Raw genomic sequence first — 10915 nt, forward strand, 5'->3', positions numbered from 1 at the left:
GCGCGGAGCGGTGGTGAGTGGTCACTGCTCGTGCTCACTGTTCGTGGGCATGACCGTCATCGTCCTCTGGGTAGACCAGCGTTCTGGTCGTGAGGTGTTTCGGGGCGTTCAGGGTCTCGCGGATGATCCGGTCGTGATGGTCCAAGGTGAGATGCACATACGTCCCTTCACCGGGGTAGGCCAGAGCGAGCTCGGTCTCACCGGTGTTGGGGTCGCGTCCGAGCTGTACGACGGTGGGCGCGATCCCGGAGCCGTAGGGATCCGAGTCCAGGAGCTCCTGACCGCTCATGGGGATCCGGGTCTCGATGCCTGAGGCGCCGTTGGTGTCACTGGTGACCTGCTCGTACAAGACGAGTTCCGGTATCTGCCGCATGACGCGCACGGTCCGCTTCAACAGCTGAGCGGCCTGCTCAGCCGGCCAGGCCACGGTGATCGCTGTGGTGCCTCCGCGGAATTCAGAGGAAGTGGCCTTCAGGGTGATGGTAGTTCGACCCCGCTGCCACTGGAGTGGGGCCACGAAGCATCCGGTTCCGCACCGACGCAGATGCAACGCTCGAGGTGCGGCGCCGCCCGGCGCAAGCGCGTTGGCCACGAGGTCGTACGTCGTCGTGTCGACGGCGTCCGCGGCCGGATGCATGTCCGGAGTGCTCAGCCGCACCAGCAGCTGACCTTGCGACGCCGTGAGCCCGATGCCGATCCAGCCGGCGCGACCTCCAGCTGCCGACACCGGTCCGACAGGAGGTGGCGGGAAGGGCAATTCAAGATCGGGCTGAACCGGCGGCGCAAGGGAGGTCAATAGGGCGGAGACGGCGAGTACCGCACCAAGACCTGCCATCTCCACTCGGGCGGTCCACGACGGCTGCGTCGCGTCCGACCGTGCCGAGAGGTGCCGACGAGCCCACATCGCCAGTGCAGCGACGATCACGACGATGGCGGCCTTCACGACCAACCAATGGCCGTATCTTGTTGCGGTCAACGTCTCGACCAGGCCCGCCGGCACGGCCAACACCAGCCCGCTCACGACGCCGCTGCCGAGTACCAAGAGGAACAACCACACCGCGACGCGCGCGTAGCTGCGGACTACCTCCGCGGCGGAGGTACCTCGTCGGCGGCGGGACAGGCCGACCCGCACGACGTGAACGAGGGCCCCGATCCAGACCGCGGCCGCACATAGGTGCACGAACGTCAGTGCGGCGCCCCACCCTGGACTGCTGGCCTGCGGATGTGCTCGGACGCCTTCGGCAGCCGCCACTGCGACCAACATTGCGGCGGCGACGCTGCCACGCCGTGCAAGGCAGGCAGCAGTTGCCGCGGCGAACGCCACCACTTCCACAGCAGCCACCAAACCGGGAGTCGTGTTGAGCAGTTCAAGGGGTCGCAAACGTGTCATGCCTGCGACCATTGACCCGCCGCCCAGTAGGACCACGGCCAGGCCAACCGCGCTCACCACGCCGAGCAGGCTGCCGGCGAGTAACCAGGGTTCCGGATCCTGTTCGCGAGCCTGCACCGAAGATGTGCGTCGCGCTATTCGGGCTCCTACTAATCCTCCGAGCGTGAGCGTGAGGCCGCTGAACAATCCCAGCCGCAGGATCGTCAGCGCTGCCAGGCCGCGGACCTCGGGGTCGCCGCCCCCGCCCAGTGTGAGGCCGGATCTGGATCCGACGGCGAACCGGTACTTGCCGGTCATCGTGTCGCCGTCATTGGCGGTGACCGTCCAGTCCACGACGTACTGGCCGACTTCGAGCTCCTCGAGCACGGCAGCGCTCACCGTTCGCCCGTTCTCGCCCGACGTGGTTGTCCCAAGGCGGAACGCAGTCCCTTGTGGGCCTTCCAGCTCCAGGGCCGACTCGGCCGGAATGACCTCTTGGTCGAAAACCAGCTGGATCTGCTTCGGCGAGGTCGGGACGGCGCCCTCGACTGCCGGGGTGGCGAACAGCAGGGTCGCGTGCGCCTGCGCCGCCGGTGCTGCGAAAGCCAAAATCAGAACGCCGAGCAGGGCAGCGAGTGCAGCCTGACATCCTCCTCGCAATGACATCCGCCTCGCGGGGGCTGCGGTCGTCCGTACTACAAGCTTCACGCGCACGTCTTTCCCAGTGAATTGCTACGACGATCGATAGTAGACAACGGCTCGACGGCTTGAGCAGCCACCTCTTATCGCGCGATTCAGGAGACGCCGGACTACAGCACAGCGAGCTGCACGCTTGGTCAGGCCTTCGCGGTCTTCGACAGTGGTTTGTCAGTGGCGGGAGTCGGGCTGGTGGGGGGCAGAACTCCAACGCTCGTCGATCCGGCCGAGCTTCCAGACAGCGACCGAAACACCCCAGGTGATGAGGAAGAGGAGCACAACGGCGTAGCCCACGTTCTCCAGATCGAGCGCTGCAATTGCGCCGAGTGGCCCGGTATCGATCCCGAGCTTCGCTGCCAGGAGGCCGACGAGCTCGACGCTGCCGATGAGGAGAGCGACGGCGACAGAGAGCGCAGTCACGATGATGTTGTAGTAGATCTTCCGCACGGGCCGAGCAAGGGCCCACCCGTAGGCCACGTTCATGAAGGCGCCGTCAAGGGTGTCCAGCAACGACATTCCGGCTGCGAAAAGGACCGGCAGTGTCAAGACTGCCCACCAGGGCACGTTGGAGGCGACGGCGCCACCTGCGATGACGAGCAGCCCAATCTCGGAGACCGTGTCGAATCCGAGGCCGAAGAGGAAGCCGGTCGGATACATGTGCCAAGGCTTGGAAACCATGCGGGTGACCTTGCCCAGGATCCGGTTCAGGAAGCCGCGGCTGTCCAGCTGGTGCTCGAGGGCAGCGTCGTCATACCTGCCTTGTCGCAACTCTCGAAGAACCCCCAGAATGCCCTTCAGGGAAGCGAGATTGATCAGCCCGATGAGCAACAGAAAGGTGCCGCTGACCGCCGTACCCCAGATGCCGGCGACATGCTGCAGGGTCGATCCCTCGTCCCCGATGCCGCGGGCCAGGGCACGTACGCCGAGGGCTACTGCGAGCACCATGACGAGCACCACGGACGAATGCCCCAGGCTGAACCAGAATCCGACGCTCATGGGCCTCTGCCCGTCGGCCATCAACTTCCTGGTGGTGTTGTCGATCGCCGCGATGTGGTCGGCGTCGAAGGCGTGGCGCATGCCGAGCGTGTAGGCGGTCAGGCCCAGGCCGATGCCGAGCACCTTGCCCCCGACGTCGTACTGATGTGGCCCAGCGACGCCGACGAGGAGGCCCCAGCCGAGCACGTGGAGAAAGGCTACGAAACCGAGGGTCTTCGCCAAGCTCGCTCGTTGGTCCCATCCAAGCCGGGGCTGAGGCGGAGCATCGAGGCGCGTCGTCATGACCGGGATCCTATGTAGTTGCAAAGCTCTCGCAATAAGGCTGGCGGTTCGGTCGGAGCAACCTTCATCAAACCTTCATGTTGTCAGGGCAGGGACTTTAAGGGTGAAGGTGGAACCCATGCCCGGCCCACGGCTGTATGCGTCAAGGCGTCCCCCGTGCGCCTCGACGATCGCACGGCTGATCGTGAGGCCGATTCCCGATCCTTGTTCGTCGCCGGTTCGCGCAGTGTCCCCGCGATAGAAGCGTTCGAAGATGTGCGCGAGCTGGCTCTGAGAGATGCCGTCGCCGGTATCGGTGATGCAGATCGTTACCCAGTCATCCTCGGCGTGAGTGTCGATGGTGACCGTTCCGCCTCTCGGCGTGTGCCGGCGCGCGTTGTCCAAGAGGTTGGTGAGCACCTGGAGGAACCGGGTGCGGTCCACTGCAACGTGGCCTGGGCCCCTCTCGATCACGTCGATTCGCATGTCCTTCTCCTCGTACCGGGCGGTGACCGCGTCTCGTGCGGCACGGACCAGCTCGGCTGTGGTGGCCGGCTCGAGTGTCATCTGCAGCTGGCCCTCCTCGGCTCGGGAGACCGAATCGAGGTCCGAGGCCAGGCGTGCCAGCCTCGTGACCTGGTCGCCCAACACGTTGCGAGTGGGCTGGTCCCATTGGCGTACGCCGTCGTCGAGGCCCTCGAGGTAGGCCTGGAGGGTGGCGATCGGTGTGCGAAGTTCGTGTGCCAGATCGGAGAGGAGGCGTCGGCGCGTGTGCTCTGTGCTGGCGAGCTGAGCGCCGAGAGTGTTGAACGATTCGGCCAATGCGTCGAGCTCGGGGCCGGCGTCCCCGACCGGCACACGAGTTTCGTAGCGGCCTGCTGCCACCTCAGCAGCGGCGCGTTGCAGCCGGGTCAGCGGGGCTTGGAACCGTCGGCTCAGGAACCAGCTGACGGCGAACGCCAGCAGCGCGGCGGTGAGGACGGCGATACCCAGGGAGACGATGCTCGCGGTTCGGAAAGCCCGTTCGACGTGCTCCAGTTCGGAGGGGTCGGGAGCGTGGTCTGCCTGGAGCATGTGTTCGTGGAACAGAGGTGGCCCCACCACAGCGGCGATGACGGCAGCGGAGATGATGGCCGCGAGAAGAACCAGTGCCTGCGCCACGAGCAGGCGCATCCCGATCGGCCATTGCCGAAGCCTCATCGCGTCTGCTCCGCCTTGAACCGGTAGCCGACCCCTCGGACGGTGTCGATGAAGCGAGGGCTGGTGGCATCCTCGCCCAGCTTGCTGCGTACGTGTGCGATGTGGACGTCGACGATGTGCTCGTCGCCGCCCCAACCTTCGCCCCAGACGGCGTTGACAAGTTGGCGCCGCGAGAAGACTCGCCGTGGCGATTGCGCAAGAGTTGCCAGCAGGTCGTACTCGGTGCGCGTGAGGGAGACGTTCTCCTCATCCAGGCTGACCTCGCGGGCCGCGAGGTCCAGGCTGAGCCCGTCGAACCGGAGCAGGTCTTCTGCCGGTGGTGTTGTCAGCTTGCTGAGTCGGGGGCGTCGCACGGCGGCCTGAGCCCTGGCGAGGAGCTCGCGGGGTGAGAATGGTTTGGTGATGTAGTCATCGGCACCCACGCCCAACCCGATGAGCTTGTCGATCTCGTCCTCGCGGGCGGTGAGCATGATGATGTAACAGTCGGAGAAGGTGCGGATGCGGCGGCACACCTCGATGCCGTCCAACCCAGGTAGGCCAAGATCCAGGAGGATCAGGTCGGGGTCGTGAGTGCGAACCTGGTCGACTGCGTCAGTACCGTTGTGGACCTGCGTGACGGCGAAGCCACCTTTGGTCAGGTAGTCGGCCACGATCTGCGCGAGGGAACGCTCATCCTCGACTACTAGGACCGGGACTGGTGCTGTCATGGGGCCCAGTCTCGCGCGTTGCTGATTGGGCACTCGCGCCGGCTCAACCGAGGTTCTCCCCGCGCAGTCGCAAGGCATTGGTGATCACGCTGACGGAGGACAGAGCCATCGCCGCGGCCGCAATGATCGGGGACAGCAACAGTCCGGTGAACGGGTACAGGATTCCGGCGGCGACAGGGATTCCTGCGACGTTGTAGACGAAGGCGAACAACAGATTCTGCTTGATGTTGCGCATGGTCTTGTCCGACAGGGTCCGTGCTCGAGCGATGCCCATCAGGTCGCCGTTGAGGAGGGTTATCCCGGCGGACTCCATCGCCACGTCGGTGCCTGAGCTCATCGCCAGCCCGACATCGGCTGCGGCCAAGGCGGGTGCGTCATTGACGCCGTCGCCGGCCATGGCGACCACCTTGCCCTCAGACTGGAGGTTCTGGACGACTTCGGCCTTGCGGTCGGGCAGGACTTCGGCCTCGATACGGGCGATTCCCAGATCCTTCGCGACGGCGTCGGCGGTGACGCGATTGTCGCCGGTCAGCATGACGACCTCGACACCGTCCTGCTCGAGCAGCGCGAGAGCACCTGGCGTAGTCGGCTTGATTGGGTCTGCGATCGCGAACACTGCGACCGGCAGGTGGTCGACACCCATGAGAATCGCGGTCGCTCCCGTCGATCTGAGCCGGTCGGCGACGGGCACGAGCGGCATGGGGTCGATGCCCTCGTTGGCGAGGAACGCGGTGCTCCCGAGTACGACGCGCTTGCCGTCTACGGTTCCGGCGACGCCGCGACCGGGTGGAGAGTCGAAGTCCGCCGCCTCCGCCAGCGACAGACCACGTTCCGTCGCCGCATCGACGATCGCTTGTCCAAGTGGGTGCTCCGATGCACGCTCGACTGAAGCGGCAAGGCGCAATGCATCGCCGAGGTCTCCGTCTCTGTCTGCCAGTTCAATCTTGGTGACTGAGGGTTTCCCTTCGGTCAGGGTGCCGGTCTTGTCGACCACGACCGTGTCGACCTTCTCCATCCGCTCCAGAGCCTCGGCGTTCCTGATCAAGACCCCCAACTCGGCTCCGCGGCCCACACCGACCTTGATGCTGATCGGAGTGGCCAGGCCGAGGGCGCACGGGCAGGCGATGATGAGCACCGCGACTGCGACGATCAGTCCGTGGGCCATCCGTGGCTCTGGACCGATCAGCGCCCAGATGACGAACGCCAGCGCGGCGATTCCGATCACCACAGGAACGAAGACCCCTGCGACCCTGTCTGCAGTGCGCTGGATCGGCGCACGAGAGCGCTGAGCATCGGCAACCATCGCCACGATCCGGGACAGCATCGTGTCTCGGCCGACACGTTCGGCACGCACCACCAGACCACCGGTCGTGTTGATCGTGCCCCCGATCACGCGGTCGCCTTCGGACTTGCTGACCGACATTGACTCACCGGTGACCATCGCCTCATCGACCGACGACCTCCCCTCAGTCACCACCGCATCGACCGGGATCTGGTCGCCCGGGCGCACGCGGAGAAGGTCCCCGACAACGACCTCATCCAGACCGACCTCTTCATCTGTGCCATCGGAGCGCACGCGACGAGCGGTCTTCGGCGTGAGATCGAGCAGGGCACGAAGAGCCCCCGAGGTTTGCTCGCGGGCTCGTAACTCCAGCACCTGCCCCAGGAGCACCAGAACGGTAATGACCGCGGCCGCCTCGAAATAGACGTCGACCGCCCCCGACCCCATTCCGTCGGCCATCTCAGCCGAGCTACGGAAGGAGTCGGGGAAGATCCCTGGGGCCACGGTCGCAACCAGGCTGTAGAGCCAGGCCACCCCAGTGCCCATCGCGATCAGGGTGAACATGTTCAGGTTTCGGGTCCGAACCGAGGCCCACCCCCGAACGAAGAATGGCCACCCGGCCCACAACACCACGGGTGTGGCGAGTGCGAGCTGGATCCAGTTCGACGTCGACTGCGGAAGCGCCGCGCCGATCGCGTCGACGAAATGGCCACCCATCTCCAAGATCACCACCGGTACGGCCAGCGCGAGACCGACCCAGAACCGTCTGGTCATATCCCTCAGCTCAGGACTCGGGCCGTCGTCGACGGTTATGGTCACCGGCTCCAACGCCATCCCGCAGATCGGGCAGGCACCCCGACCCGGACGGCGGATCTCGGGGTGCATCGGACACGTCCACTCCGTGGCAGCCGCCGCGGCGTCCTTGGGTTGCGCCTCAGCGGCGGGCGAGGCCACGTGAAGGTCGTGCTCATGCGGAGCGTGCGTGTCGTGATCTGGGCGAATGTGCGGGTCGGGCGTCTCGTGCCCGTGGCCGGCGGTGTGCTCTCGGCTGGCTTGGCGCGTACCCTCCGCCGCGTACGACACAGGATCGGCCTCGAATCGCTGCCGACATCCAGCGGAACAGAAGAAGTAGCGCTCGCCACGGTATGTCGCTGAGTGCGGCGTGCTCGCTGGGTCGACGCTCATGCCGCACACGGGATCTGCGGCCTGCACGGGGTGCTCGTGGGCGGGACGGCTCATGGACCCATTCTGGCCGCCATCGGGTGATAACACGACCGACTCAGGCCCTGACGGCGCCGACCTTCGTCAAACCTTCATGGAACCTGCCGGACAACCACAAAAGTCAGCATTCAGGCTGGAGCCGTGATGAACGCTGCTTGGAGCATAGCCTGGGTGTGGGGGATCCTCGGCCTTGTTGCGATTTGGACTGCGGTTTTCCTCGTATGCCGCACGATCATCGGCTCGCGAACGCGAGGCACTGAGCGCAATAGGCATGCCGGTGTGGAACACCAGTTGACCGGTGACGATCTCACAGCCGACGAGGTCCATCCCCATCTCAACGCCGAGCTCGAGCACGGCCCGCGAACCAACGACGGTGAGGGGCACGCATGAGGATCTCGCGTCGCTCGCTTCTACTCGGCTCCGCAGCAGCTGCCGGCGGTGGCCTCCTCACGGCCTGCTCCGGGACGTCCGCATCACCGTCGACGGGCTCCGTGTTGCCTACCCCGTCCCCGATGAGTCCAATGGGAGGGCGGCGGGTCGTAGAGCACGCCTTGAAACCCCGTGCGGCGTCGGTCGACCTCGGCGGCGTGGCCGTTGATACCTGGGCCTTCGGTGACAACGTCCCAGGGCCATTGATCCGGGCAACGGCAGGAGATCTGCTGCGGATCACGGTTGAGAACCAACTTCCTGCAGACACCAGCATCCATTGGCACGGCATCGCTCTCAGCAACGCCGCCGACGGTGTGCCCGGGCTCACCCAAGATCCGATCACACCGGATTCCCGGTTCGTCTACGAGTTCGTCGCCCCGGATCCGGGAACGTACTTCTACCATCCGCACGTCGGGGTTCAGCTTGACCGCGGCCTGTACGCCCCGCTCGTGATCGACGACCCGGCCGAACCGGGCGATTACGACGAGGAGTGGATCGTCGTCCTCGATGACTGGATCGACGGCACCGGAAAGACTCCTGATGACGTTCTAGCCAGCCTGGTCGCTGCCCCTTCCGGCTCCTCCGGCCCGATGGGTGGGATGGAGGGCATGGACATGGGATCGGGATCCTCGATGTCTGGAATGGACGGGATGCCGATGGAATCCTCGGAGTCTCCCTTCGGCGATGCTGGTGACGTCAAATATCCCCATTACCTGATCAACGGGCGGGTCGCTTCCAGCCCTGATGTTCTGCGCGCCAGGTCCGGTCAACGGGTGCGACTGAGGTTCATCAACGCCGCAGCCGACACGATCTTCGCTGTCGCCGTCGGTGGCCACTCTCTGTCACTCACCCATGCGGACGGGTTCCCCGTTGAGCCCCGACAAGCGGACGCGTTCTACATCGGCATGGGGGAGCGGTACGACGCGGTGGTCACCCTCCAGGACGGCGTCTTCCCACTTGTCGCCCGGCCGATCGGCAAGGACGGGCGAGGATTCGCCCTCATCCGTACCGCATCGGGCACGGCACCTGCGCCAGACGACGCGGTCGCCGAACTCAACGGACCGACTCTGATGGGCGCAGACCTGACCCCGGCAGAGTCGGCACGCCTACCAGCACAAGACGTCGAGCAAGACCTCGCATTGACCCTGACGGGGCAGATGAGTCCCTATGAATGGGCAATCAACGGAGTTGCGTATCCCGACAACGACCCGCTGACCCTCCAACCGGGCAAACGCGTCCAGATCCAGCTCTCGAACATGACGATGATGGCGCATCCGATGCATGTGCACGGCCATACGTTTGCGCTGCCCAACGGCCTCCGCAAAGACACCGTCCTGCTCAAACCGATGCAGAAGCTCGCGGTCCAGCTTCAAGCCGACAACCCCGGCAACTGGATGGCGCACTGCCACAACGTCTACCACGCCGAGGCGGGGATGATGGCCGCCCTCGTCTACCAGTCCTAGAACCGCCACATCCAGTGAAAGAGACCGACCGTGCATACTAAACCCTTCGCGGCTGCAGCCTTCATCGCGATCGCCGCACTCACCCTGACCGCTTGCGGCGACAGCGACGATTCGATGCCAGGTATGTCGGGGATGGACTCATCGACCGGAGCTGAGTCGACCGACTCCAACGTCGGCTTCAACGACTCTGATGTGACCTTCGCCAGTGAGATGATTCCCCACCACCGTCAGGCGGTCGAGATGGCCGTGCTGGCGGAGACCCGGGCAAAGAGCTCCGACGTCAAGGAGCTCGCCGCGGCGATCAAGGACGCCCAGGATCCTGAGATCCGGACCATGTCAGGATGGCTCACATCCTGGGGCGAACCGGTCCCCGAGGACATGAGTGGCATGGACATGTCGTCGTCGATGCCCGGGATGATGAGCAGCGACGACATGGACAAGTTGTCGCGCGCCATCGCTGACGAGTTCGACCAGATGTTCCTCACGATGATGATCGAGCACCACGAGGGGGCGATCGAGATGGCGAAGACCGAACAGGCCGACGGTACGTCTCCCGACGCCGTCGCCCTGGCCAAGCAGATCGAGACCGCTCAAACCGACGAGATCACCACGATGAAGGGGCTGTTGGGCTGATGCCGGTGATGTCCGCCATCGAGAGCGCATTCTGTCGAAGTGGCCCATGGCGACACCTCGCCAGACGCTGGGTCCTGCCTTGGGCGCTCGATGGCGTCGAGCTCCAGGGCGACGTCCTCGAGATCGGAGGCGGTAGCGGCGCCATGGCTGAAGGGATGGCCCGCAGGTTCCCCAACACCAGGCTCACCGTCACTGACGTCGACGGCGCCATGGTGCGCGCCGCCGGCCATCGGCTCCAAGACCACCCCAACGTCAAAGTCGAACGAGCCGACGTGACCGCGCTGCCCTACGCCGGCGGGTCGTTCGACGTCGTAACGACCTACCTCATGCTGCACCACGTCATTGACTGGACCGATGCCCTTCGAGAGGCCGCTCGGGTTCTCCGGCCCGGCGGGACACTCATCGGCTACGACCTCACCGACACCGCGCTGGCCCGGCTGACACATCGGCTCGACGGCTCACCTCACCGCATCATCGCCCACGATGAGCTGACTGAGGGTCTCGCTGTAGCTGGATTCAGGGACATCAACGTCGTCTTGTCTGCGCGTCGCCATCTGATGCGTTTCCGCGCGAAAGGAGGGGAGTGACCGGTGACGTTCGAACTTGCCTGTGACGACTGCGATGTCGTCCTCTCTGCCGACACGGACCACGATCTGGC

9 protein-coding genes are annotated in these 10915 nt (G+C 65.2%); 3 read left to right on the plus strand and 6 right to left on the minus strand.

Annotation, left to right across the window (positions count from 1 at the left end):
- Positions 1–34 precede the first annotated feature (34 nt).
- The 6 genes from ACFVJS_RS10590 to ACFVJS_RS10615 all read right to left on the minus strand — a co-directional run bounded on the left by ACFVJS_RS10590 (position 35) and on the right by ACFVJS_RS10615 (position 8116).
- Complete coding sequence (locus tag ACFVJS_RS10590; RefSeq protein ID WP_378879236.1) at positions 35–1978, minus strand: copper resistance protein CopC; 1944 nt, start codon at positions 1976–1978, stop codon at positions 35–37.
- Between the two features lie 258 nt (positions 1979–2236).
- Positions 2237–3283 (minus strand): HoxN/HupN/NixA family nickel/cobalt transporter, encoded by a 1047-nt coding sequence (locus tag ACFVJS_RS10595; RefSeq protein ID WP_378879239.1) that lies wholly within the window; start codon positions 3281–3283, stop codon positions 2237–2239.
- A gap of 135 nt (positions 3284–3418) precedes the next feature.
- The gene (locus ACFVJS_RS10600) at positions 3419–4522 is read right to left on the minus strand and encodes a cell wall metabolism sensor histidine kinase WalK (protein WP_008359884.1); all 1104 of its coding nucleotides are present in this window, start codon (positions 4520–4522) and stop codon (positions 3419–3421) included.
- Positions 4519–5229, minus strand: a complete 711-nt coding sequence (locus ACFVJS_RS10605) for a response regulator transcription factor (protein ID WP_008359883.1) — start codon at positions 5227–5229, stop codon at positions 4519–4521. Before ACFVJS_RS10605 ends, ACFVJS_RS10600 begins: the two co-directional genes overlap by 4 nt.
- 43 nt (positions 5230–5272) lie before the next feature.
- Positions 5273–7750, minus strand: a complete 2478-nt coding sequence (locus ACFVJS_RS10610) for a heavy metal translocating P-type ATPase (protein WP_050800843.1) — start codon at positions 7748–7750, stop codon at positions 5273–5275.
- Between the two features lie 66 nt (positions 7751–7816).
- Entirely contained in the window at positions 7817–8116 is a 300-nt protein-coding gene (locus ACFVJS_RS10615) for a hypothetical protein (protein WP_008359881.1), read from the minus strand.
- Positions 8117–8118: 2 nt separating this feature from the next.
- Here ACFVJS_RS10615 and ACFVJS_RS10620 point away from each other — a divergent pair, with 2 nt between their 5' ends.
- From ACFVJS_RS10620 to ACFVJS_RS10630, 3 genes are all read left to right on the plus strand, one after another.
- The gene (locus ACFVJS_RS10620; RefSeq protein WP_040755484.1) at positions 8119–9624 is read left to right on the plus strand and encodes a multicopper oxidase domain-containing protein; all 1506 of its coding nucleotides are present in this window, start codon (positions 8119–8121) and stop codon (positions 9622–9624) included.
- A gap of 132 nt (positions 9625–9756) precedes the next feature.
- Positions 9757–10257 carry a DUF305 domain-containing protein gene (locus ACFVJS_RS10625; protein WP_328530702.1) on the plus strand — a complete coding sequence of 167 codons (501 nt, stop codon included), beginning with the start codon at positions 9757–9759 and terminating at the stop codon, positions 10255–10257.
- Between the two features lie 8 nt (positions 10258–10265).
- The gene (locus tag ACFVJS_RS10630; protein WP_378879247.1) at positions 10266–10844 is read left to right on the plus strand and encodes a class I SAM-dependent methyltransferase; all 579 of its coding nucleotides are present in this window, start codon (positions 10266–10268) and stop codon (positions 10842–10844) included.
- Positions 10845–10915: the final 71 nt, after the last annotated feature.

It is taken from the genome of Nocardioides sp. NPDC057772, from assembly GCF_042798075.1.
Taxonomy (GTDB): Bacteria; Actinomycetota; Actinomycetes; order Propionibacteriales; family Nocardioidaceae; genus Nocardioides.

Bases quoted from the DNA above. Each gene is read 5' to 3' on its own strand.
- ACFVJS_RS10620 (WP_040755484.1), top strand. From the start codon at position 8,119: ATGAGGATCTCGCGTCGCTCGCTTCTACTCGGCTCCGCAGCAGCTGCC.
- ACFVJS_RS10610 (WP_050800843.1), bottom strand. From the start codon at position 7,750: ATGAGCCGTCCCGCCCACGAGCACCCCGTGCAGGCCGCAGATCCCGTG.
- ACFVJS_RS10600 (WP_008359884.1), bottom strand. From the start codon at position 4,522: ATGAGGCTTCGGCAATGGCCGATCGGGATGCGCCTGCTCGTGGCGCAG.
- ACFVJS_RS10605 (WP_008359883.1), bottom strand. From the start codon at position 5,229: ATGACAGCACCAGTCCCGGTCCTAGTAGTCGAGGATGAGCGTTCCCTC.
- ACFVJS_RS10625 (WP_328530702.1), top strand. From the start codon at position 9,757: ATGGACTCATCGACCGGAGCTGAGTCGACCGACTCCAACGTCGGCTTC.
- ACFVJS_RS10630 (WP_378879247.1), top strand. From the start codon at position 10,266: ATGTCCGCCATCGAGAGCGCATTCTGTCGAAGTGGCCCATGGCGACAC.